Annotated in this window: 29 protein-coding genes and 1 pseudogene; 11 read left to right on the top strand and 19 right to left on the bottom strand. The window is 37.9% G+C overall.

Annotated features, from left to right (window positions below):
• Positions 1–10 precede the first annotated feature (10 nt).
• From rtcA to KNQ97_RS02840, 5 genes and pseudogenes are all read right to left on the bottom strand, one after another.
• On the bottom strand, positions 11–1057 hold the full coding sequence (gene rtcA / locus KNQ97_RS02860) for an RNA 3'-terminal phosphate cyclase (RefSeq protein WP_057694348.1): 1047 nt from the start codon (positions 1055–1057) through the stop codon (positions 11–13).
• A 259-nt stretch (positions 1058–1316) separates the two neighbouring features.
• On the bottom strand, positions 1317–1775 hold the full coding sequence (locus KNQ97_RS02855) for a DIP1984 family protein (RefSeq protein ID WP_000761351.1): 459 nt from the start codon (positions 1773–1775) through the stop codon (positions 1317–1319).
• A gap of 12 nt (positions 1776–1787) precedes the next feature.
• Positions 1788–2150: pseudogene (locus KNQ97_RS02850) on the bottom strand (hypothetical protein).
• A gap of 24 nt (positions 2151–2174) precedes the next feature.
• Complete coding sequence (locus KNQ97_RS02845) at positions 2175–3443, bottom strand: RtcB family protein (RefSeq protein WP_000110891.1); 1269 nt, start codon at positions 3441–3443, stop codon at positions 2175–2177.
• A 255-nt stretch (positions 3444–3698) separates the two neighbouring features.
• Positions 3699–4673 (bottom strand): ribonuclease Z, encoded by a 975-nt coding sequence (locus KNQ97_RS02840; RefSeq protein WP_002058965.1) that lies wholly within the window; start codon positions 4671–4673, stop codon positions 3699–3701.
• A 67-nt stretch (positions 4674–4740) separates the two neighbouring features.
• Here KNQ97_RS02840 and rtcR point away from each other — a divergent pair, with 67 nt between their 5' ends.
• Positions 4741–6342: an RNA repair transcriptional activator RtcR gene (gene rtcR, locus KNQ97_RS02835; protein WP_000752591.1), complete on the top strand. Its 1602-nt coding sequence runs from the start codon at positions 4741–4743 to the stop codon at positions 6340–6342.
• A gap of 57 nt (positions 6343–6399) precedes the next feature.
• On the opposite strand, the gene KNQ97_RS02830 is transcribed toward rtcR, so the two are convergent.
• Complete coding sequence (locus tag KNQ97_RS02830) at positions 6400–7032, bottom strand: alpha/beta hydrolase (RefSeq protein WP_000003115.1); 633 nt, start codon at positions 7030–7032, stop codon at positions 6400–6402.
• 126 nt (positions 7033–7158) lie between these two features.
• Here KNQ97_RS02830 and yaaA point away from each other — a divergent pair, with 126 nt between their 5' ends.
• Together yaaA and KNQ97_RS02820 are read left to right on the top strand one after the other, a co-directional pair.
• On the top strand, positions 7159–7932 hold the full coding sequence (gene yaaA, locus KNQ97_RS02825; protein ID WP_032045729.1) for a peroxide stress protein YaaA: 774 nt from the start codon (positions 7159–7161) through the stop codon (positions 7930–7932).
• Between the two features lie 19 nt (positions 7933–7951).
• Positions 7952–8575: a hypothetical protein gene (locus tag KNQ97_RS02820; protein WP_000908222.1), complete on the top strand. Its 624-nt coding sequence runs from the start codon at positions 7952–7954 to the stop codon at positions 8573–8575.
• A 136-nt stretch (positions 8576–8711) separates the two neighbouring features.
• Here the strand turns inward: KNQ97_RS02820 and KNQ97_RS02815 are convergent, their stop codons facing one another.
• The 5 genes from KNQ97_RS02815 to KNQ97_RS02795 all read right to left on the bottom strand — a co-directional run bounded on the left by KNQ97_RS02815 (position 8712) and on the right by KNQ97_RS02795 (position 11443).
• Positions 8712–9497, bottom strand: coding sequence for a thiazole synthase (locus tag KNQ97_RS02815; RefSeq protein WP_001154366.1), 786 nt, complete (start codon positions 9495–9497; stop codon positions 8712–8714).
• 13 nt (positions 9498–9510) lie between these two features.
• Positions 9511–9708 carry a sulfur carrier protein ThiS gene (thiS, locus tag KNQ97_RS02810; protein ID WP_001167820.1) on the bottom strand — a complete coding sequence of 66 codons (198 nt, stop codon included), beginning with the start codon at positions 9706–9708 and terminating at the stop codon, positions 9511–9513.
• A gap of 13 nt (positions 9709–9721) precedes the next feature.
• Positions 9722–10087, bottom strand: a complete 366-nt coding sequence (locus tag KNQ97_RS02805) for a DUF423 domain-containing protein (RefSeq protein ID WP_000264715.1) — start codon at positions 10085–10087, stop codon at positions 9722–9724.
• 110 nt (positions 10088–10197) lie between these two features.
• On the bottom strand, positions 10198–11064 hold the full coding sequence (gene rpoH, locus KNQ97_RS02800) for an RNA polymerase sigma factor RpoH (protein ID WP_001285359.1): 867 nt from the start codon (positions 11062–11064) through the stop codon (positions 10198–10200).
• Between the two features lie 133 nt (positions 11065–11197).
• Complete coding sequence (locus KNQ97_RS02795; RefSeq protein ID WP_000108398.1) at positions 11198–11443, bottom strand: sulfurtransferase TusA family protein; 246 nt, start codon at positions 11441–11443, stop codon at positions 11198–11200.
• 374 nt (positions 11444–11817) lie between these two features.
• On the opposite strand from KNQ97_RS02795, the gene KNQ97_RS02785 reads away from it, so the two are divergent.
• The gene (locus KNQ97_RS02785; RefSeq protein ID WP_000126912.1) at positions 11818–12030 is read left to right on the top strand and encodes a cold-shock protein; all 213 of its coding nucleotides are present in this window, start codon (positions 11818–11820) and stop codon (positions 12028–12030) included.
• Positions 12031–12133: 103 nt separating this feature from the next.
• Positions 12134–13285, top strand: a complete 1152-nt coding sequence (gene rhlB / locus KNQ97_RS02780; protein WP_000200418.1) for an ATP-dependent RNA helicase RhlB — start codon at positions 12134–12136, stop codon at positions 13283–13285.
• 37 nt (positions 13286–13322) lie between these two features.
• On the opposite strand, the gene KNQ97_RS02775 is transcribed toward rhlB, so the two are convergent.
• Positions 13323–13703, bottom strand: a complete 381-nt coding sequence (locus KNQ97_RS02775; RefSeq protein ID WP_000720499.1) for a hypothetical protein — start codon at positions 13701–13703, stop codon at positions 13323–13325.
• Positions 13704–13906: 203 nt separating this feature from the next.
• Here KNQ97_RS02775 and KNQ97_RS02770 point away from each other — a divergent pair, with 203 nt between their 5' ends.
• The 4 genes from KNQ97_RS02770 to KNQ97_RS02755 all read left to right on the top strand — a co-directional run bounded on the left by KNQ97_RS02770 (position 13907) and on the right by KNQ97_RS02755 (position 17348).
• The gene (locus KNQ97_RS02770; RefSeq protein WP_000132180.1) at positions 13907–14482 is read left to right on the top strand and encodes a nitroreductase; all 576 of its coding nucleotides are present in this window, start codon (positions 13907–13909) and stop codon (positions 14480–14482) included.
• Between the two features lie 33 nt (positions 14483–14515).
• The gene (locus KNQ97_RS02765; protein WP_000807316.1) at positions 14516–15589 is read left to right on the top strand and encodes an NAD(P)H-dependent glycerol-3-phosphate dehydrogenase; all 1074 of its coding nucleotides are present in this window, start codon (positions 14516–14518) and stop codon (positions 15587–15589) included.
• 56 nt (positions 15590–15645) lie between these two features.
• A complete protein-coding gene (locus KNQ97_RS02760; protein ID WP_001177595.1) occupies positions 15646–16101 on the top strand; it encodes a histidine phosphatase family protein in 456 nt (151 codons plus the stop codon).
• A 227-nt stretch (positions 16102–16328) separates the two neighbouring features.
• Positions 16329–17348 carry a site-specific integrase gene (locus KNQ97_RS02755; protein ID WP_253611790.1) on the top strand — a complete coding sequence of 340 codons (1020 nt, stop codon included), beginning with the start codon at positions 16329–16331 and terminating at the stop codon, positions 17346–17348.
• Here KNQ97_RS02755 and KNQ97_RS02750 read toward each other — a convergent pair.
• The 7 genes from KNQ97_RS02750 to KNQ97_RS02720 all read right to left on the bottom strand — a co-directional run bounded on the left by KNQ97_RS02750 (position 17345) and on the right by KNQ97_RS02720 (position 20106).
• Complete coding sequence (locus KNQ97_RS02750) at positions 17345–17635, bottom strand: hypothetical protein (protein ID WP_000512308.1); 291 nt, start codon at positions 17633–17635, stop codon at positions 17345–17347. The two genes, KNQ97_RS02755 and KNQ97_RS02750, sit on opposite strands and share 4 nt — an antisense overlap.
• Positions 17636–17923: a hypothetical protein gene (locus tag KNQ97_RS02745; protein ID WP_253611789.1), complete on the bottom strand. Its 288-nt coding sequence runs from the start codon at positions 17921–17923 to the stop codon at positions 17636–17638.
• Entirely contained in the window at positions 17920–18129 is a 210-nt protein-coding gene (locus tag KNQ97_RS02740; protein ID WP_000028947.1) for a hypothetical protein, read from the bottom strand. The genes KNQ97_RS02745 and KNQ97_RS02740 overlap by 4 nt, the downstream gene beginning before the upstream one ends.
• The gene (locus tag KNQ97_RS02735) at positions 18126–18491 is read right to left on the bottom strand and encodes a DUF551 domain-containing protein (protein WP_253611788.1); all 366 of its coding nucleotides are present in this window, start codon (positions 18489–18491) and stop codon (positions 18126–18128) included. The genes KNQ97_RS02740 and KNQ97_RS02735 overlap by 4 nt, the downstream gene beginning before the upstream one ends.
• 3 nt (positions 18492–18494) lie before the next feature.
• Positions 18495–18770: a hypothetical protein gene (locus KNQ97_RS02730; RefSeq protein ID WP_253611787.1), complete on the bottom strand. Its 276-nt coding sequence runs from the start codon at positions 18768–18770 to the stop codon at positions 18495–18497.
• A gap of 7 nt (positions 18771–18777) precedes the next feature.
• Positions 18778–19125 carry a hypothetical protein gene (locus KNQ97_RS02725; protein WP_253611786.1) on the bottom strand — a complete coding sequence of 116 codons (348 nt, stop codon included), beginning with the start codon at positions 19123–19125 and terminating at the stop codon, positions 18778–18780.
• A gap of 237 nt (positions 19126–19362) precedes the next feature.
• Positions 19363–20106, bottom strand: a complete 744-nt coding sequence (locus KNQ97_RS02720; protein ID WP_253611785.1) for an XRE family transcriptional regulator — start codon at positions 20104–20106, stop codon at positions 19363–19365.
• A gap of 102 nt (positions 20107–20208) precedes the next feature.
• On the opposite strand from KNQ97_RS02720, the gene KNQ97_RS02715 reads away from it, so the two are divergent.
• Together KNQ97_RS02715 and KNQ97_RS02710 are read left to right on the top strand one after the other, a co-directional pair.
• Complete coding sequence (locus tag KNQ97_RS02715) at positions 20209–20397, top strand: Cro/CI family transcriptional regulator (protein ID WP_002046494.1); 189 nt, start codon at positions 20209–20211, stop codon at positions 20395–20397.
• 10 nt (positions 20398–20407) lie between these two features.
• On the top strand, positions 20408–20728 hold the full coding sequence (locus KNQ97_RS02710) for a hypothetical protein (protein ID WP_025467661.1): 321 nt from the start codon (positions 20408–20410) through the stop codon (positions 20726–20728).
• Positions 20729–20740 lie beyond the last annotated feature (12 nt).

Raw genomic sequence — 20740 nt, 5'->3', positions numbered from 1 at the left:
TATGAGCTTCTTAAACTTTAACTTTTACATGAAAATGATGTGGATTTAACTCGACAAATTCGATTTCACAATCAATAAATTTTTTAATCATGGCTGCTTGAGTACGAGTGTGTTCGCTAATACATTGTGCGGTGAATTCACCACCTTGACCTAGAGCTAAAGGTAGAAGTAATTGATCTGCCAAATACTCATCTACAACAGCCTGCGAAGATAAATATAGATTTACATCTTTTGCTAAATGATCAGCGATTTGCTCTGCACTTTTGCGCATCTCACCTAAAGCTGTAAACAGTTGAGTGTGATATTGATGAGTAACTTTCACATAGACTGTATTGCCTTGGCTAATTCCATTTAAATGAAATTGTTGCTGAGAGCTTAAGTTTAGTTTTTTACTTAATGTGATTAATTCACGTTGTGCTATCTGTGCTTCTTCTGAAAGATTTAATACTGCTGCAAAAGCTTCATTGCATTGCAAAGCACCACGATCTAATAACTTTAAGCTGTTTCGATGTTGCCATGGCTGAATGGTAACTTGAATTTCACCCGCACCAATTGGAAAAAAGCCAGCTTTATTTAATCTAAAATCGACGTTAATTCCAATCTTTGTTAGAGCAGGTAAAAAGCAGTGTTCAATAAAATCTGCCGTTGGTGCAAGTGGGTTATGTGTACCCCCTGAAATGGTGAGTTCGGTAGCTTCATTTTGTAATAACAAAACAGGTAGAAGCGTTTGTAAAACCAGTGTTGTACTACCCGCTGAACCGATTTGAAATTGATATTTACCACTTTGAACATGCTGAGGTGCGAAATATAAACGTTGGCTATGTAATTCAGCACCCTCTACATAAGCTTGGCTAATTTGTTGAGATGCTTGTACACAAACCAAATGTTGACGCATTAAACCTGGTTTTTTACGCCCAGCACGTATATTAATTAATTCAAACGGCTGACCTGTAATCATTGAAAGGGCAAGGGCGGTTCTTAAAATCTGTCCACCACCTTCACCTTGCGAGCCATCAATTTGAATGGCTTTTGGCATATTTGCCAAAACTGTATTCACTTATATTTTCCTTATTTTCTAATTTAATGAACATACTGTCAGTACATGGTAATGCGAAGTAACGCGTGACTTTGCTTTTGACAAAGGTTTAGTAGGTGCATAGTGCTGAGCCTGATAAGTGAATATCGATGCACGGCTCACATGCTGCCATAGCCGCCTGAATTATTTTCAATCCCTCAGATCGGAGTAATGCAGGATCTTGTACTCGCCCAGTATGTCCAAACTTTGATTGTGAAAATGATTTCACAAAATCTATTGTTTAATCGATTAGATCAATTTGCCAATTAGCAGCCTGAATTTTAACGTTTAAGTCACGGAGTTTCGCACTGATATCATCCGCCTGCTTTTGTAAGCTAGAAACAGGAATGACTTTCTTCCACTTAATTTCACGTGAGCTATAACGATCAGGTTCTCGATGTGTATTGGCAATCGCATCGATTAAAATCTTATGCTGTTCAGCATAACTATCGCGTAAGCTTAATAGGGACAACAATACTTTGCCATCTTCCAGTTTTGCTTTTGCATTGGTCAAATGAATACGACAAATCAATTGATTGCTTTCCTGAGTTAAAGCGAATACTTGTTTGATGAGCTCATTTGGATCTTCACTAGGTTCATCACCTTCTTGTACCAATACATTGGCATTAATTCGTTGTTTTAACGAAGCAAGCTTTTTTTGTTGATCGCTTCGAAGTAAAAGTGCTTCTGCGAGTTTCATTTTATTTACCTTTTATTCAATATGTACAATTACTAAGTTCGAAATATCTTTTAATTGCATAGTAATTTTTGCACATTCAGTAATGTCTTCTAACGTTTCATCTTCATACCAAGTTGTCATAAAGCAATGATCGACTGGTGGTTGATAGTTATAAAGAACTAGATAGTTTTCATCTAGGACATCATCCCAAATAGAACACTCATATTCTGTAACCATCGCTTGAATACAATGTTTGGAATAGACAATCTGCTCACACATTCAATTACGCCATTCAGGCAGAATTTGAGTACTTTCCACTACTAAGATGATGTAATAGGGCTGCTCAGGTAGAATCAGATGCTTTTCTTCATTTGCCCTGATTCTATAACTTCGAATATCTGAACAATCTTTTTTCCATGATTAACCCTTAACACACACCACTTGTCGTAAGGTATATACCACTTCAACCAAATCGCTTTGAGCTTTCATTACATCCTCAATTGGTTTATATGCTGATGGAATCTCATCAATAACAGCAGCATCTTTACGGCATTCCACACCTTCAGTTTGTGCAATCTGATCTTCAACAGTAAAGCGTCGTTTGGCTTCAGTACGGCTCATAACACGGCCTGCACCATGCGAACATGAGCAGAAAGCCTCCTGATTTCCAAGCCCCCGAACAATAAATGATTTCGCACCCATTGAACCTGGAATAATTCCATATTCACCTAAGCGCGCACGGACCGCACCTTTACGGGTGACCATCACTTCTTCACCGTAGTGTTCTTCCTTTTCCACATAGTTATGGTGACAGTTCACTGCTTCCAAACGTGCTTGAAAAGGCTTTGGTACAATCGTAGCCAAGGCTTTAATTGCAGATTGCATCATGATTTCTCGGTTCTTCATCGCAAAGCGTTGAGCCCAACCTACCGCAAACCAGTAATCATCAAAATGTTCAGTTCCTTCCACTAGGTATGCTAAATCTTTATTTGGCAAATTAATGAAATGTTTCTGCATGTCTTTACGTGCAAGTTCAATAAAATGATTACCGATAGCATTTCCTACACCACGAGAACCTGAGTGCAACATAATCCAGACATGATCATGCTCATCTAAACAGATTTCTACAAAGTGGTTTCCAGTACCTAAAGTTCCCAAATGTTTGTGGTTGTTGGTGTTTTTTAAACGTGGGTGTTTTGCGCAAATATATTCAAAATCTGCAACCAGATCAGCCCAAGCTTGATCTACCATTTCTGGTGGAGTTTCCCATGAACCACGATCACGTCCGCGCTTAGTCATTCCATGGGGAATTAATCGTTCAAGTTCACTACGTAGAGCATGTAAGTTATCTGGTAAATCTGAAGCAGTTAAGCTTGTACGGGTTGCCATCATTCCACAACCAATATCTACACCCACAGCAGCAGGAATAATTGCCCCTTTAGTTGGAATTACGCTACCAATAGTTGCTCCTAAACCGAAGTGTACATCTGGCATAACAGCCATCCATTTATAAATAAAAGGCATTTGAGCTGTTTGTAATAATTGTTGTTTTGAGTTGTCATCAACAAGCACGCCTTTAGTCCACATTTTGACTGGCATACTTTTTTCATTTTGCAGAACTTCATAAGATCGTTGTTGCTGCTTTTGTTCAAACTGAGCTTGTTGGTTAATTTCTTCAATGACAGACATTTTCTTTTCCTTTCAAAGCCTGCCTGCCAAGCGTTTGCAGGCAGGTGTTATTCACAATATCCCAATGATGTTGTGTGCTTTGTACGATTGCACTGAGTGTGCCAACTTTTAAAAATACACTTAATTTAAAATATAAGTTATTGAAAATTATATATAAAAATAATTATTCTTTCTGTGTAACTAATTTCTGTTGGAAATTTTAATATTTAAAAGATATCTAAAAATATATTTAAATATCTTTTTGGATATATTTATTTAATGGGTCTTCTCGTTTTTATCAACTTTTAAAAGCTGTCCAGCTTCACTTAAAGTAAATTCATCAAAATCATTTGCTAAATAAAAATGACCTTTATAAAACTGACGAACTTCTTCAGTAATAGCTTGCTGCCCAGCTTTATCCTGATGTCGGGGGCTAAAATGCGTCAGAATTAAATTGTCTAGAGATTGCTGCTCAGCAAATTCAGCCACCATTTTTGCTGAGCTGTGCATTGGTCCTTTACCTACTTTATCTAAGACTGTTTGCAAATAAGTTGCTTCATGAATAAGTAATTGAGCATCCTTACAAGCATCGGCTAATAATTCTGGCCGATCATTATCACCACCTATAATTGCATGAATCTGCTGATTTTGAATTTTGATAAAGTCTTGAGATTTTAAAATTCGCCCTTCAAACTCAACATCATAGCCTCGTTTTAAATGGCCCCACATATCGCCTTTAGGTACGCCAAGCTGAGTTAAAGCTTGGGTATCTAACTTCTTCTGAATAGATTTGATATAAATGCTAAAAGCAAAACTTGGAACACGATGGCTTAGAGGGTGTGCCTGAACAATGAATTCGTCAATGATCTGTTGTGGCTGCGTTGCTTCATTTACATCAATAAATTGAAGGGAATAGGGCAAATATAAATCTGTAAGCTGGGCAGTGATTTCAAACCATTGCTGAATTTCTTTCGGTGCAATCACGATTAAGGGTTTGCTACGGGCATTCATGCCTGCACTTGCCAATAAACCAACTAGACCATAACAATGGTCGCCGTGAACATGTGTAATACAAATGGCAACTAGGTTTTGTAGTGAAAGTTTGGCTTGTTGAATGCGGTGCTGTGTCCCTTCGCCAGCATCAATTAAAATCCAGTCCTTATTTTTACTGTTACGAACTGCTAATCCTGAAACATTACGTGTCAGGGTGGGTACACCTGAAGATGTGCCTAAAAAAGTAAAATGAAGCATATTCTTGGAATTTTTGGGGCAAATGCGTATTGTATATTATAGACACTTATAAAATTTTATAGAAATTATGGCGGATGCAAAGAAAACAGTCGTTATTGGTTTTGTCGGTTCTACACTTGATCAGGGGAGAAAGCCAGATCGTTGGCAGCGTTGGCGTCCTACGATTAGCCTGTTAATGCATGAAGATTTGCTTGTAGATGAATTGGTACTTTTACACGATCGACAACATCATAATTTAGTTAAATCTATAGCAGCAGACGCGAAAGAAATTTCTCCACAAACACAGGTTTCTGGACATAGGATCAGTATTAAAGATCCTTGGGATTTTGCTGAAGTTTATGGAGCACTTTATGATTTTGTAAAAACCTATCCGTTTGATGTTGAAAAAAATAACTATTTACTGCATATCACAACGGGAACGCATGTTGCTCAAATTTGTTGGTATTTATTGGTAGATGCACATTACTTACCAGCTCAACTCATTCAAAGTTCACCTAATCAACAAAAGACATCAGAAGGTGAATATAGAATTATTGATTTGGATTTGTCTCGATACGATGTTTTAAAACAGCGCTTCGATGATGAACAAAAACAAAATTGGCAGCAACTTAAAGCAAATATCTCTACTCATAATAAAGCATTTAATCAGCTTATTGAGGAGGTTGAGTTAGTCGCAACCCGATCTAGCGCGCCTATTTTAATCATGGGTGCGACAGGGGTTGGTAAGTCTCATTTGGCAAAACAAATTTTTCAGTTAAAGAAAGATAAATTTCAATTAAGTGGCCGTTTTATCGATGTTAACTGTGCAACCTTACGTGGAGATAGTGCCATGTCGACCTTATTTGGTCATATAAAAGGTGCATTTACGGGAGCCGCTGCCTCTCGTGCTGGTTTATTAAAAAGTGCTGACCAAGGTATTTTATTTTTAGATGAAATTGGTGAATTAGGACTTGATGAACAAGCCATGCTGCTAAAAGCTTTAGAAGACAAAAGCTTTTTTCCTGTTGGAAGTGATAAAGAAATCCAGGCCGACTTTCAGCTAATTGCAGGTACTAACCGTGATTTACGTAATGAAGTTCAAGCTGGTCGATTCCGTGAAGATTTATGGGCCCGTTTGAATACATGGACATTCTTCTTGCCAAATTTAAAAGACCGTGTAGAAGATATTGCGCCCAATATTGATTTTGAGCTACAGCGTTTTGCTGCAATTCATCAAAGACAATTACGTTTTCAACGTGATGCCTTAGAAATATATTTAAAATTTGCTAAATCAGCAGATGCATCGTGGCAAGGGAATTTTAGAGATTTAGCAGCGAGCGTAACTCGGTTGGCAACTTTATCTCAAGGTGAGTTAATTCGTCGTGATGCTGTAGAAAAAGAAATTCAACGTCTAAAGCAGCTTTGGCTTATTCAGGATGAATCTTACAATGATAAAGATGCAGATATTCTGTTGAGGTATTTAAGTCCTGAGCAGCTGGAACAAATAGATGAATTTGATCAGATTCAATTACGAGGTGTACTCAAAGTCTGCGAAAATTCAAAATCAATGGCAGAGGCAGGAAGACAACTCTTTTCAGTATCACGCCAACAACGTAATACAACAAATGATAGCGACCGAGTGAAAAAATATTTAGCGCGTTTTGGATTAAGTTGGAATAATTTTCAATAATGACACGGTATATAACATGATGGGCATAGACTCAATCTATGCCCATCATGTTACCGTTTATTTCATGATAATAAAACGTGTAATGATTTGGCGAAGCTGTTTTAAATAACCTGTAAAGAAGTGGTTAGCGCCCGGCAAAATCGTAATTGGATGCTTTTGTGGTTTTGCCCACTCAATTGCATCTGAAAGTAAGGTAATGTCATCTTGCTCACCATGAATGAGTAGAATATCACCTTGAATTTCAGGTGTTTTATAGTGACGTAATCCCACAACAGTAGCTGTTGGTAAACCACATAAAATTAACTGTACCGGCTGTAATTCAGGGCTAAGCTGCGCATGACATTTTGCCAAAACATGTGAGCCAAAGCTAAAGCCACCAGCATAAAATGGCAAACCTGCATGAAGCTTACGAACATGCTCAATCACAGCTAAAATATCTTCAGTTTCTCCATGACCTTCATCATGAACACCTTCACTGCCGCCTAAACCACGGAAACTAGGACGGTAAACAATACAGCCATATTCATTAAAGATTTGGGTTAAAAGAGCAGGGACTTTATGTTGAGGGGTTCCACCTTGTAATGGGTGGGGGTGACAAACAACTGCAAAGCCTTTGATTTCACCTTCAGGGCGGTCAACGAAAAGTTCAATTTTACCTACTGGACCCTGGATGAAAATTTGCTCAGACATAGAAGAACCGCTAAATAACAATACGTAAGTGCTATTTTACCGATAGTCGTCATTGAAAACACGAGTTAGCATTAAAAAATATCTACTGTTATAGTTGGCATTAATAATAATTTTTTCAGGTTGTCTATGCTTGCTTTAATTTCTCCTGCAAAAACTTTAGATTATGAAACAGCGTTACCTACAGATGAGTTCACTCAGCCGCGCTTGTTAGAAAACTCCGCACAATTAATTGATGTTTGTCGCAAACTTTCTGCTTCGGAAATTGCGAGTCTAATGAGTGTCAGTGAAAAAATTGCCACACTTAATGCTGATCGTTTTAGAGACTGGAAGCCAGAATTTGATTTTTCAAATGCTCGTCAGGCAATTTATGCATTTAAAGGGGATGTTTATACTGGTTTAGATGCTTATCACTTAAAAGATAAAGATATTGATTTTGCTCAGCAGCATTTGCGTATGCTCTCTGGTTTATATGGTTTATTGCGTCCTTTAGATTTAATGATGCCTTATCGTTTAGAGATGGGCACTAAATTAAAAAATACGCGCGGTCATAATTTGTATGAATTTTGGGATGATATTATCACCAATCAGATTAATGAAGATCTAGCGGCAATTAAATCTGAATTGCTGGTAAATCTGGCTTCAGATGAATATTACAAGTCTGTTAATGAAAAGAAAATTAAGGCTGAAATTGTAAAGCCTGTTTTCCTTGACCAGAAAAATGGCAAATATAAAGTCATTAGTTTCTATGCGAAAAAAGCACGTGGTTTAATGGCTCGTTTTATTATTGAAAACCAATTAAATAAAGCTGAAGACATCAAAGCGTTTAATACCGAGGGTTACTACTTTGATGCTGATAACTCATCGGCAAAAGAGTTGGTGTTTAAGCGTGATGAACAATAATCCTAAGCGTGGTTAATAGATGCTGATACAGCTTTACTTATTAAAACTGGAACTTTTTTGGTTTGAGCTGCATCAGCATTATCATTTTTCTGAACCGCAGAAAATTTTAAATGAACTTATTGCTGCTTATAGTGAAAAGCAGCGAGCCTACCACACCGTACAACATTTATATGAATGTTTGAGTTTAATTGAGACGATTCAGTCCGAATTAAATGATCCGTATGCTGTTGCATTGGCTCTCTGGTTCCATGATGTAGTCTACGAACCTCAAGCGCTAGATAATGAACTTAAAAGTGCCGAGTTATTTGAGCAATTAATGGCTCAAGATTTACAGCTCGATACAATGCAGAAAATAAAGCGTTGGATTCTTGCGACTCAAAAGCATGCACCAACCGGTGAAACAGATTTGCAATTTTTGTTAGATATCGATTTAGCTATTTTGGCAGCAACACCTGAACGTTTTATCCAGTATGAACAGCAAATTCAGCAAGAATATGCTTGGGTTGATCCAGAAGTATATGCGATTAAGCGAAAAGAAGTTTTAAAGCATTTTTATCAGTCTGAGCCGCTTTATCAAACTGCATATTTCCAAAAGAATTTTGAGTTAAACGCCAAGCAAAATTTAAAGAAAATATTGGAATAGCCTAAGCTAAATATAAAATTTAGATCTGTTGATTGAATAAAGTGATATAGATTTTTAATCTTTTTTGAAAAGTGAAAATGGTTACATGAGAGGAGAGAGGAACCACTGAAAAAAACAGTGATTCCTTAGAAATAAATTATTTAAAGAAATAACCTGTTTCTGGTGAACTTGCATTTGCCATGCGTTTGCGTGGCATACGCCCAGCTAAAAATGCTTCACGTCCTGCTTCAACAGCTTTCTTCATTGCAGAAGCCATCAAAATAGGATTTTGAGCAGCTGCAATCGCGGTGTTCATCAATACGCCATCACAACCAAGCTCCATCGCAATCGCAGCGTCACTTGCTGTACCAACACCTGCATCTACTAAAACCGGTACTTTGGCATTTTCTTTAATAATTGAAATGGTATGCGGGTTTAAAATACCTAGGCCTGAACCAATCAAACTACCTAAAGGCATAATTGCAACACAGCCCATACTTTCAAGTTCTTGAGCAATGATTGGGTCGTCAGAGGTATAGACCATAATCTCAAAACCGTCATCAATCAAAGTGCGAGCGGCTTTTAAAGTCTCGGTTACATTTGGATATAAAGTTTTTTCATCACCCAACACTTCAAGTTTTACTAGGTTGTGACCATCAAGTAGCTCGCGCGCTAGCATACACGTGCGTACTGCGCTGTCAGCGTCAAAACAACCTGCAGTATTTGGCAAGATTGTATATTTTTCTGGTGGAATGACAGAAAGTAAATTCGGTTGATCTGGATTTTGTCCAATATTCACACGGCGGATTGCGACAGTTACGATTTCTGCACCACTAGCCTGAATGGCTAAATCCGTTTCATTTAAGTCTTTATATTTCCCTGTTCCTACCAATAAACGAGATTGAAAAGAACGTGAACCAATAATGAGAGGGGTGTCTTGCATGGATAACTCCGACTTAGCCGCCGCCAACAGCGTGAATAATTTCGATACGGTCATGTTGAGCAATCGTAATTTGCTCTAATTTGCTTTTAGGCACGATTTGCTGATTGTGTTCAACAGCAAAACGTTTCCCTTCAAGTGCCAGTTCCTGAATGAGTTGCAACAGGTTTTGGCTAGGCGTGTCCGTTAATTCGCCATTTAAATAAATTTGCATGATCACATTCCGATTATTTTGCGTATTTGAAAGCATTCCAAGCCAAGATTAGCCATCCAGCAATCATTAAAGCTCCACCTATTGGCGTAATTGCGCCTAATATCCGCGGTAAACCCAATGCCATGATATAAAGCGAACCACAAAAGAACAGAATGCCAATCTGAATAAGCAAGAAAGATAACTTGATTGGGAAATGAGGAAGAACCTTGCTTAAAATACCAAGCGCTAACAATCCAAGCGCATGATAAAAAAAGTAGTCGGTTGCAGTCTGCCACCAAGCAAGTTGTTCAGGGCTCGCGTGAGCTTTAAGACCATGTGCTCCAAAAGCACCCAACATGACTGCGAAAGCAAGATTAAGGGCTGAAATGGCAATCCACATAACAAAAAACGCAACTGAATAATGAAAGGCAACGTTACCATAGAATAGGTTGGCTAAACATAGCCAGATAAAACAAAAGGGCTTATCGCCCTTTTATTTTTTCATTTTCTTTAGCTTGCAGACATTGCGACTTTAATTTTTTCCATCGCATTCTTTTCAAGCTGACGAATACGTTCGGCAGAAACATTATATTCGGCAGCAAGCTCATGGAGGGTAGATTTATCGTCATCTAACCAACGGCGCTGCAAAATATTACGTGAACGGTCATCTAGCTGGTTCATTGCGTCATGCAAAGCAGATGTACTTTGTTCTTCCCAATCCTCATTTTCTACTAAACGAGCAGGGTCATAACGATTATCTTCAAGATATAACACTGGCGCAGTGTGCGGGGTGTCATCATCGTCATCGCCTTGAGCTTCAAAAGCAGCATCATATGCTGTTAAACGCCCTTCCATTTCCAAAACTTGTTCTGGAGTAACATTTAAGTCGTTTGCAATAGATTGTGCTTCTTCTAATGTGAGCTTTTTACTCGATTTTTTTAAGCTGCGTAAATTGAAGAAAAGTTTACGCTGAGCTTTGGTTGTTGCAATTTTTACAATACGCCAGTTACGAATAACATATTCGTGGATTTCTGCCTTAATCCAGTGGACGGCAAAAGATACAAGACGTACGCCCATATTTGGGTCAAAACGTTTTACGGCTTTCATTAAGCCTAAGTTACCTTCTTGAATAAGGTCACCTTGAGGTAGGCCATAACCTGCATAGCTGCGCGCAATGTGAACGACGAAGCGTAAATGCGACATTACCAGCATTTTTGCGGCATCAAGATCTTGGTCATAATAATAACGCTCAGCAAGCTCTTTTTCTTGCTCAGCCGTTAAAATAGGAATCTGATTGACAGTACTGATATATGCACCAAGGTTTACACCGGGCGCAGACAATGACAGGGGCATCAATTGATTGCTGCTGTCACTCATGAGTTCTCCTTATAGGATAGGATGGATTAACCAATAAGTTCATCTTAATTTGAATCGGCTTCATAATTAAGGAAAATTGGGTATAGAAATGTAAAATTTTATGCAGTTTCTAATCTTTTAGTTTAGCAAAGAATTATTGAGTTTCAATTAAATAGTGAAATTCTCTTTCTGAAATCTGCATGGTTTGACACGTAAAATGATGTAATTGGCAATAACGTGTTACATCAATTTCACTATGCGGGTCAGATGATTTTAATAAGAATAGTTGTTTTCCCGATAATTTTTTAAGTTCACGTTTCAACATTAATAATGGCATTGGACAAGGTTGGCCAAGGGCATTAATTTCAATAGGCGTCGTAGCGGAAGAAGTAGTGCTCATTCATCATCAAAACAACTAAAAAAATTATTTTAACAAATTTTTGTAAACACTACATAACTTTATATAAAGAACAACTAATCAATACTGATAAAAATTATTGTAATAAGCTGTTTAAAAAAACAGCTAAAAATAGGGGAAATAAATGAAAAAAATTCTATTAATTGTCATAAACCCGTGTTAAGCTCGAACCGTTTTAGGAATTACCACACAGTTAAATTGTTTTAATAACCCTATAACAAATGGATGTAACCGGAAATTGTTGATAGTTTTACAGAATGATTACAAGCTTTAAGATTATAAAAATTTTAAAACCTTGTTTGCTCTGCTGTTTGCAACACCGGAAGGTCCTTTTTTCATCATCTGAGGATTGACTTATGACAGCTCGTGAACAAGGCGTAGTAAAGTGGTTTAATGACACTAAAGGCTTTGGTTTTATTCAACGTAACGGCGGCGACGATGTATTCGTTCACTTCCGTGCAATCGTAGGTGACGGTCACCGTTCTCTACGTGACGGTCAACGTGTAGAATTTAGCGTTGTACAAGGTCAAAAAGGTTTTCAAGCTGAAAACGTTCAGCCTTTAGACTAATTCATCTTTTTGATGAATCATGGACGCTCCAATTTTTGAATTGGGGCGTTTTTGTTTATAATGATCTTCTCATTCGAGAGATTGTTTGTTAGAGCGCGTATTTATGACATCTGGTTTTGAAACCTTGAATTTACATCCGCAACTTAAAAAGGCGATTGATGCTTTAGGGTTTACTCAAATGACCCCAATTCAGCAAAAGGTTTTAAAATATACATTAGCCGGGCATGATGCAATTGGGCGAGCACAGACAGGAACAGGTAAGACTGCTGCCTTTCTGATTAGTGTAATTAATGATTTGCTCAATAATCCGGTTCAGGAGCAACGCTTCCGTGGTGAGCCTCGTGCTTTAATCTTAGCACCTACTCGTGAGTTGGCATTGCAGATTGAAAGTGATGCAAAATCTCTCACAAAATTTTCTAATTTACACCTAGTGACCCTATTAGGTGGCGTTGATTTCGATAAGCAGAAGAAGCAACTTGATGCTAATTTTGTCGATATCATGGTTGCCACACCAGGGCGTTTAATTGATTTTGTAGAACAAAAAGAAGTTTGGCTCGATCAAATTGAATTTTTAGTGATTGATGAAGCTGACCGTTTATTGGATATGGGCTTTATTCCTTCGGTAAAACGTATTGTGCGTTATTCACCACGTAAGGAACAACGACAAACCTTAATGTTCTCTGCAACATTTAGTTATGATGTCTTGAACTTGGCAAGACAGTGGTTATTTGAACCAGTAACTGTTGAAATTGAACCTGAACAAAAGACCAATAATGATGTCGAACAACGTGTTTACGTTGTGGCTAAACAGGATAAATATCGTCTTTTACAAGATATTTTACGTGAAGAGCCAATTGATAAAGTTATGATCTTTGCCAATCGCCGTGATCAGGTACGTCGTCTTTACGACCATTTGAAAAAAGATGGATACAAAGTGGGGATGCTATCTGGTGAAATTGCTCAAGATAAACGTTTAAAAATGTTGGAGCAGTTTAAGCAAGGCAAGCATAACATCATGATCGCAACCGATGTTGCTGGTCGTGGTATTCATGTAGACGGCGTATCACATGTAGTGAATTTTACATTGCCTGAGCAGTCTGATGATTATGTCCATCGTATTGGTCGTACAGGTCGTGCAGGGGCACAAGGGGTAAGTATTAGTTTCTTATCTGAAGATGATGCTTTCTATTTACCCGAAATTGAAAAAGCAATTGGTAAGAAATTGCCTCTAACCCGACTAGATGGTTATTGCTAATAAAAAATCCCAATCAAATGATTGGGATTTTTTTTGATTAATTTATTTTACAATAGAAGGTAAGTGTTGTTTGATAGTCATCATCTTTTGCTAAAGATGCATTTTTACCCGTTAAAGTACCGATCACACCCGCAGCAGCTTCTACCATTTGACCAGTCTTTTCACTTACCACATCTTTTAAAACCCCGTGATAAGACGTTTTTTCATCAACAATAACTGGTGTTGTGCTCTTAGAGCATGTTTTTTGTGCCGCAGTAACCGCATTATTCTTTGCAATTAAATTGGTTTTGCCAATTCCAGTCACTTCAAACTGATTATTTTCTTTTTGAATTGCTAAAGTGTTTTTAGGCGTGGTTGCACAAGCACCTAGTAATAAAACAACACCGCTCATTGCGGTCGCTAAAATTATTTTTTTCATAATGCACCTAAGTTAATCACCAAAAGATAGGGTTATTTGAACATAAGTTTTCTAATTGATTTTGAAGACGTTGTATGAGTTTTGATGTTTTGTATTAAAAAATGTCAAACTATGAATTCACTAAGTTTATAAGCTAGATTCAATGGTGGATTAACGGTAGATTATGCTAATCTATTTCGAATTTTTGAGTTAGATTAATATTAATGACGGATTCAGCAATACAAATAATTCACCAAAATATTCATCAGCGTCAGTCTATTGGCCAATTAGTTGAGCCAGCCCCAAATACAGACCAGTTAGAGTTAGCTTTTCAGGCAGCTTTAACAGCTCCAGATCATCATAGACTTAAGCCAACGCGTTTTGTAATTGTGTCAGGTGACCAACGTGCTGCTTTTGGTGAAGTTCTGGCAAAAGCATTGGTCGATTTGGGTGAGTCTGATCCTGCACAGCTTGAACGTGTGAAGCAACATCCTTTTCGAGCTCCTTTACTTATTTTAGCTCTTACGCAGTTACAAGATCATCCGAAAGTCCCACACTTCGAACAAATTTTGAGTACAGGCGCAGCAGTACAAAATCTTTTGTTATCTTTACAAGCTCAAGGGTTCTCGACCATGTGGCGTAGTGGTGCCGTTGTCGAATCAAACTGGTTAAAACAGCATTTAGGTCTGCAACCGCATGATTTGATTTCAGGTATTATTTATGTCGGCACAGCAGCTAAAGCAATTGCTCCACGTGCAGATATTGATAGTAAAGAATTCGTAAAAGTTTGGCAGGCTTAACGTCTGTAAAAGTAAGAAATAGGATAATAAAGCATGGCTGAATTTAAGTTTACAGATTTGGTGGAACCTGTTGCGGTCGATAAAAAAACGGCATTACGTATTACCGTTTTAGGGGGCGGTAGCTTTGGTACGGCCATGGCAAATTTAGCTGCTCGTAATGGCTGCGATACCATGATCTGGATTCGTGATGCCGAAACAGCAGAAGAAATTAATAAAACCCATATTAATAAACGTTATTTACCAGACTTCACTTTAGAATCTTCATTACGTGCAGTTTCTGATCTTGAGCAAGCGGTATGTGATCGAGATATTATTTTAGTTGCAATTCCAAGCCACTCATTCCGTGACGTTTTAAAACAAATAGCGCCTTATATTACTGCACAAGCTGTGGTGTCTTTAACCAAAGGTGTTGAAGCTAAAACATTTAGCTTCATGAGTGATATTATTCGTGAAGAATTACCAGAAGTGCCGTATGGCGTATTGTCAGGACCAAATCTTGCTAAAGAAATTATGGCAGGTATGCCTTCTGGTACTGTAATTGCAAGTGATTCTGAACTCGTCCGTTATGCCGTACAGCATGCACTTCATAGTGCGTTATTCCGTGTTTTTGGTAGCGATGATGTACATGGAGTTGAGTTAGGCGGTGCCCTTAAGAATATTTATGCCGTTGCTATGGGAATTGGGGCAGCATATAAAATTGGTGAAAATACCAAGAGTATGATTTTAACGCGTGCTTTGGCTGAAATGAGCCGTTTCGCGGTAAAACAAGGTGCAAACCCACTTACGTTCTTAGGTTTATCTGGAGTAGGTGATTTATTTGCGACTTGTAATAGTCCATTAAGCCGTAATTATCAAATTGGTTATGCGCTAGGTTCTGGTAAAACGCTTGAACAAGCGAGTAAAGAATTAGGTCAAACTGCAGAAGGTATTAACACGATTGTTCAGGTGCGTGGCAAGGCACAAGAACTAGACGTATATATGCCAATTACCAATGCTTTATATGAGGTCATTTTTGAAGGCGCTCCACCATTAAATATTGCACTTTCTCTTATGAAAAATGGACACCGTAGTGATGTCGAGTTTGTTTTACCTCATCATGAAGTCTGACGAATAAATGTCATAAATTGTGGTTATAATGCAGGAATTGTTTACAAGGAAATTTTATGCAACTGACATTAGTTCGTCATGGGGAAGCTGCTCCACCAGTAAATGGTAATGATATTAAACGTCCGCTGACTGCGCGTGGACATGCACAGGCCGAGCAAACGGCAACGTTTTTAAAAGATATTGTAAAACCAGATATTTTTGTTGTTAGTCCTTTGCTGCGTGCTCAGGAAACATTGGCGCATATCCAGACCTATTTTAAAGATGTGCCAGTGTTGTTATGCGACAAAATTAAGCCTGACGATGATGCAAAAGAAGCGATTGAATGGCTATCTCAAATTCCTTATGAGTCGATTGTGGTTGTTTGCCATATGAACGTGGTAGGGCATATTGCAGAGTTACTTACTCATGAAAATTTCAATCCATTTGCACTTGCTGAAGCTAGAATTTATGATCAAGCTGTTATTGCAAATGGTTTATCAACACAAAAAAATAGTTTTATACCCACAATATAATTAAAAAGGTTATTTAGCCCACATGCTGTATATATTGTTGATAAAGTTGAGTTAAAAATTATTCTTATAATTTCTGACTTGTTAAATATCAATAACTTATATTGTTTTTGTGGGTTAAATTAACCTGTTTTAGTCACCTATATTCGCACCATATAGTGATTATTTTGACTATTTTTTTTATAAAATGAGTAAAATAAAAAGTAATCTGCACCAAATCTACACCAAGAATGAAATTACCTAAACCTATCAAGCGTGGGCAAACGTACCGTATTACTGTGACCTACGAAAACAAAAGATATTCATGCACCAGAGACACAGAAAAAGAATGTGAACAATGGGCAGCTATGAAGTTGCTTGAGTTGAAATCTGGAAAAGTACAAGAAGAAAAGGGGATAAAGACACCTTATCCTTTTAAGATGCTTTGCGAAAAATACTATGCAGAAAAGGGTATTAAATTAAGATCAAAGCATGTCATTAGAAATAAGTTAGACAATCTGGAACGTATTGTTGGTGAATTGGCATCTAAATCAATATATGACTTCAAGCCAAGCGATATAGCTAGGTGGAGAAATAAAAGGGTACTTGAAGTAAAAAATGGAACCGTCTTATATGAGTTCTCTATTTTTTCATCAATATTTACCTATGCTCAAAAAGAATTATTTTTAATTGAATCTAATGTTTGGCAAAACGTAATTAAACCTGAAAAGGGGAAGAGCAGAAGCCAGCGTATTACTTTTGACGATCAAGAAAAAATTCTACAGCAAGCCAAGTGGGATAAAAACAACCCTCCAAGGTTTGTGAAACATTATGTATGTTGGGCAATGCTATTTGCACTTGAAACAGCAATGAGACAAGGTGAAATTCTTGGTATGCGGAGAGAGGACATTAAGGACGGATTTGTCCACCTTCCTATGACGAAGAATGGTGACTCAAGGAATGTGCCATTGTCCAAAGAAGCTAAAAGACTTTTATCAATACTGCCGTCAAACACTGATATTTTACTGCCGGTTAAAGCTGAGACTTTTAAACGGACATGGATAAAAATTCGTGATGCTGCTGATTTAAAGCATATTAACTTTCATGACACACGACATGAAGCAATTACAAGAATGGTGAGGGAAAGAAAGCTACCAGTTGAAGTACTAGCAAAAATAACAGGGCATAAGACTATTGGTATTTTAATTAACACTTACTACAACCCTAACGCCCAAGACCTTGTAGAAATGTTTAATAGTAGTGAGAGCTAGTTAGCTCTCTTTCTACCACGTTTGTTTGCATCTTTTTTAGTTAGTATTTGTCGTGCTCGCTCAGGATCATACATGTGTTTCCCGCCCGTGCCTTGGTTGATTGAGATAAGCTTTTCTCGGATGGTAGTAACACTCAAGTTATATAACTTCGCCAATTCAGCCGCACTTACTAACTCTTGTTTAACCTGCTCAAGCTTGGTGACAATAGCGCCACCAAGGTTTTGACCAAGTAAAATCTGAGGAGGGGTATCACCCTCCAAAGTGATTGAAAACTGCATAATCCCCATTCACCCCTCCATACTTTCCGCTTTAACACTTGAACTAAAATGTGGTTCCAGTTCCATCTCAACAATAAGTGAAGCTATTGGCTCAATAGAGTGCTCATCTTTAAAGACACGAATTTCTAAAGGCCATGAAGATTCCCACCCATCATGATTGTCAAAATAGTCTTGGGCGCATTCATTCCCAACAAACTCTAAATCTTGCTCCAGCCATGTTTCGATATCTTTGAATTCCAGCTCATATCTAGAATTTGGGCATTCTTTTGGAATGTTATAAAAAATTGATTCACTCATCCCTCAGCTCCCGATTCAACATCCAACAACATGCTGCCTTCCTCTGGATATTCGGTCATCCAAAAGTAATAGCCTTTGCCACTGTGCCCATCTTCAAAAAATTTAATAGTTAATTCAGTTTCAAGTTGATCTAAATCATTTTCACCATCTGGATTTACAAATTCGAGAAGGCTTTTTAATTGGTGTCCGTTAAGAGTTATGCTCATTGTTCAGCTCCCGATTCGCTTGGCACTTTATGAAAATGCATCCAATGTGTTGGTGGATCCTTGTAAAAATTTGCCCAAATATGATTTAAGTCTTCATCACAGGTCATATAGTCAATTTCTGGTTGAACATCCGGTGAGTCTGACCAACAAATTAAAACCATAGTGTCTGTTGGTGGCTCTTCATCTTTAACACTGATCCAAGTTGGCACCGCCTGAGCTTTGGCTTTTTCTAGCCATGCATAACGAGCACCTTTCACAAAAGCACGCTCAATAAGAGTTAAGTCTCTGTGTTTACATTGCTCAAGTAGATGGGCAACCTCTGGCAATGTGTCTGCCTCTCTTTCATTATTCAAATCTGTCATGGCTTAACCTCTCAACTCATTTCTAATTTCAGCCAACCGTTTCAAAGTCTCGCTTAGATAAGCAATCTTTGTCTTAATACAAAACTGATCACCTAGCTCTAATTGAATTTGCTCAGTGCCACGACCCACATAACGCAAGTGAATCCAATTGCCACCATCAGTAACAACTGTGTCTTGTTCGTTTGATAGGGGAAGCAACGCTTTAACTGAGTCTTTAATAAGACCTTGAAGTCTTGATACTTCGATAATTTCAGGATGTGCATTCATAACATTCACCATGGAGCGCTTAAATGCGCTCTCTAATTCCTGATTCGATAAGGTCTTTAATCTCAACTACGTCTAAACGATCTACATAAGCTAAGACTTCGCCATCTTCGTCATAAACACGGATGTCTTTAATCTCGTTAATTTCAACATCGCGCCATGATTGATAGCCGTTGCCATCAATTGAATACTGAGCATCAAAATCAACTTCTAAAGTGAACTTTTCATTAGCTGTTTGAAGTACAGCTTGTTCATTCTCAGGGTCGATTGATTCAACTTTGAAAGGAGCCACAACGGTTACAGGTTCATTGCTAGCAGGGGTGAAAGCATAAGCAGCAGTTAGAGCACTAACTACTCCTACGAATCCCATGGATTTGACTATGTTGGCTTTTATATTCATACTTATCTCACTCATTGAGTAAAAGCACATCGGACCTGGGGAGGGGGGTGTGCTTTTTTGTTTGTGTATGTTTCATAGTTTACTTAAGGAAACTTTTTTGTCAACAGAAAAGTTTATTTTAGGAAACTTATTTTTATTCTTTGGAAACTAATGTTTCTTAAAGGCAATAAAAAACCCGCCTAAGCGGGTATTGAAATATTTGATTTATTATCCAGCTCGCCACACCTGGCGCCCCATCACTTTAAAATTAAGGCCATTTTGTTCAGTAACTTTTCGGTCTCTATATTTTTCATTCAGGCTATGAAGGATCAAAGTGCCTCCTTCTTCTTTGAAGATCTTCTTGATCATGCCTTCGCCCTCAAAGTAAACGGCATAGATTTCACCATCAATGATTTCAGTTTGGGAAATATCAATCCCCACCAAATCATCATGATAAATATACTCCTCCATGCTATCGCCTTTAGCCTTTATAAGTTTTAGGCATTTAGGATCAACCATCTTGCGTTGAAAGAATGAAGGCGGGAAAGGGTATTTCCCATTAATTACATCAAAATGGAACTCAATAGATTCCCCGGTACCACATGAAAAACTAGCTTCCACGACATCAATCCATACATAACCGTTAGCCACTTCATACTCAACAACATCGGCCTCCATGATGTCGTCGGTATCAAATGATGCGTCTTCTTTTTTATTAAGCCCATGCTTATCCATGAACTCTTGAACATTTAAATTACTAAATCTGCTTGGTTCTTTACCTGTTAACAACCAGCTTTCAGTTGTCTTAAGCACCTGAGCGAGAGCTGGCATGTATTCAACACTAGGCGTGTTAATACCAGATATCCACTTAGAAACAGTACCTTTCTTAGCGCCTGTAGCATCAATCAAGTCTACCTGTCTCAATTTGAGCTCTCGCATTCTTTCAATTATGCGGTCGTTGATCTCGCTCATATAAAAAATCCTATTCAGATGTTTCCAATAGTAAACAAATGTATTGCTATCAAGAGAAACTTATGGTTTACTTAGGGAAACTAAAAGTTTATCGAGGTAAACATGACAGTAGATGATTTAGTAACTCACTTTAAGGTTGCTAAAGACATTGAATTAACTGCAAAGCTGAATGTTACTCGTGGAACTGTGAGCAAGTGGCGCTCTAAAGGTATTCCACGTGATACACAAGCCCGAATTCAAATCTTAACCAAAGGCAAACTTAAAGCCGATTTACAAGCATTAACCGCTTAGGAACTAAACCATGAGCAAAGTATCAAATGAATTGCCTGCAAGCGCTAGCAATAACGAATCGCTCATATTGCAAGCACTGAATGCAAGCAACCAAAGACACGTGGCAGAAATGATAAATGTGGATGCAAGCATCCTTTCACGGATGAAAACTGAAAAGAAATCAAATGGATGGACTGAGATTGAGTTTATTAGCTTTTTGTTGACAGCCGTTGGTTTGAAGGTTGTACCAGAAAGTGATGTGTATTGCTCTCCTCAAATTGCTGAAGCAACACGTGTGATGTTGGCACAAGCATTTACTTCACCAGAGTACATGCGGATTTTATTCAAATAAAAAAGCCTGATG

It is taken from the genome of Acinetobacter sp. UC24323 (genome assembly GCF_024151445.1).
In the GTDB taxonomy this organism is placed as follows: Bacteria; Pseudomonadota; Gammaproteobacteria; order Pseudomonadales; family Moraxellaceae; genus Acinetobacter; species Acinetobacter baumannii.
The sequence above is the reverse complement of the archived record's forward strand: the minus strand, read 5'-3'. Positions and strand labels throughout refer to the sequence as shown.

What these genes read in the sequence shown, in the direction of transcription:
- KNQ97_RS02855 (WP_000761351.1), bottom strand. Translation starts at nt 1,775, where the DNA reads ATGAAACTCGCAGAAGCACTTTTACTTCGAAGCGATCAACAAAAAAAG.
- KNQ97_RS02845 (WP_000110891.1), bottom strand. Translation starts at nt 3,443, where the DNA reads ATGTCTGTCATTGAAGAAATTAACCAACAAGCTCAGTTTGAACAAAAG.
- KNQ97_RS02840 (WP_002058965.1), bottom strand. Translation starts at nt 4,673, where the DNA reads ATGCTTCATTTTACTTTTTTAGGCACATCTTCAGGTGTACCCACCCTG.
- rtcR (WP_000752591.1), top strand. Translation starts at nt 4,741, where the DNA reads ATGGCGGATGCAAAGAAAACAGTCGTTATTGGTTTTGTCGGTTCTACA.
- KNQ97_RS02830 (WP_000003115.1), bottom strand. Translation starts at nt 7,032, where the DNA reads ATGTCTGAGCAAATTTTCATCCAGGGTCCAGTAGGTAAAATTGAACTT.
- yaaA (WP_032045729.1), top strand. Translation starts at nt 7,159, where the DNA reads ATGCTTGCTTTAATTTCTCCTGCAAAAACTTTAGATTATGAAACAGCG.
- KNQ97_RS02820 (WP_000908222.1), top strand. Translation starts at nt 7,952, where the DNA reads ATGCTGATACAGCTTTACTTATTAAAACTGGAACTTTTTTGGTTTGAG.
- KNQ97_RS02815 (WP_001154366.1), bottom strand. Translation starts at nt 9,497, where the DNA reads ATGCAAGACACCCCTCTCATTATTGGTTCACGTTCTTTTCAATCTCGT.
- thiS (WP_001167820.1), bottom strand. Translation starts at nt 9,708, where the DNA reads ATGCAAATTTATTTAAATGGCGAATTAACGGACACGCCTAGCCAAAAC.
- KNQ97_RS02805 (WP_000264715.1), bottom strand. Translation starts at nt 10,087, where the DNA reads ATGTGGATTGCCATTTCAGCCCTTAATCTTGCTTTCGCAGTCATGTTG.
- rpoH (WP_001285359.1), bottom strand. Translation starts at nt 11,064, where the DNA reads ATGAGTGACAGCAGCAATCAATTGATGCCCCTGTCATTGTCTGCGCCC.
- KNQ97_RS02795 (WP_000108398.1), bottom strand. Translation starts at nt 11,443, where the DNA reads ATGAGCACTACTTCTTCCGCTACGACGCCTATTGAAATTAATGCCCTT.
- KNQ97_RS02785 (WP_000126912.1), top strand. Translation starts at nt 11,818, where the DNA reads ATGACAGCTCGTGAACAAGGCGTAGTAAAGTGGTTTAATGACACTAAA.
- rhlB (WP_000200418.1), top strand. Translation starts at nt 12,134, where the DNA reads ATGACATCTGGTTTTGAAACCTTGAATTTACATCCGCAACTTAAAAAG.
- KNQ97_RS02775 (WP_000720499.1), bottom strand. Translation starts at nt 13,703, where the DNA reads ATGAAAAAAATAATTTTAGCGACCGCAATGAGCGGTGTTGTTTTATTA.
- KNQ97_RS02770 (WP_000132180.1), top strand. Translation starts at nt 13,907, where the DNA reads ATGACGGATTCAGCAATACAAATAATTCACCAAAATATTCATCAGCGT.
- KNQ97_RS02765 (WP_000807316.1), top strand. Translation starts at nt 14,516, where the DNA reads ATGGCTGAATTTAAGTTTACAGATTTGGTGGAACCTGTTGCGGTCGAT.
- KNQ97_RS02760 (WP_001177595.1), top strand. Translation starts at nt 15,646, where the DNA reads ATGCAACTGACATTAGTTCGTCATGGGGAAGCTGCTCCACCAGTAAAT.
- KNQ97_RS02755 (WP_253611790.1), top strand. Translation starts at nt 16,329, where the DNA reads ATGAAATTACCTAAACCTATCAAGCGTGGGCAAACGTACCGTATTACT.
- KNQ97_RS02750 (WP_000512308.1), bottom strand. Translation starts at nt 17,635, where the DNA reads ATGGGGATTATGCAGTTTTCAATCACTTTGGAGGGTGATACCCCTCCT.
- KNQ97_RS02745 (WP_253611789.1), bottom strand. Translation starts at nt 17,923, where the DNA reads ATGAGTGAATCAATTTTTTATAACATTCCAAAAGAATGCCCAAATTCT.
- KNQ97_RS02740 (WP_000028947.1), bottom strand. Translation starts at nt 18,129, where the DNA reads ATGAGCATAACTCTTAACGGACACCAATTAAAAAGCCTTCTCGAATTT.
- KNQ97_RS02735 (WP_253611788.1), bottom strand. Translation starts at nt 18,491, where the DNA reads ATGACAGATTTGAATAATGAAAGAGAGGCAGACACATTGCCAGAGGTT.
- KNQ97_RS02730 (WP_253611787.1), bottom strand. Translation starts at nt 18,770, where the DNA reads ATGGTGAATGTTATGAATGCACATCCTGAAATTATCGAAGTATCAAGA.
- KNQ97_RS02725 (WP_253611786.1), bottom strand. Translation starts at nt 19,125, where the DNA reads ATGGGATTCGTAGGAGTAGTTAGTGCTCTAACTGCTGCTTATGCTTTC.
- KNQ97_RS02720 (WP_253611785.1), bottom strand. Translation starts at nt 20,106, where the DNA reads ATGAGCGAGATCAACGACCGCATAATTGAAAGAATGCGAGAGCTCAAA.
- KNQ97_RS02715 (WP_002046494.1), top strand. Translation starts at nt 20,209, where the DNA reads ATGACAGTAGATGATTTAGTAACTCACTTTAAGGTTGCTAAAGACATT.
- KNQ97_RS02710 (WP_025467661.1), top strand. Translation starts at nt 20,408, where the DNA reads ATGAGCAAAGTATCAAATGAATTGCCTGCAAGCGCTAGCAATAACGAA.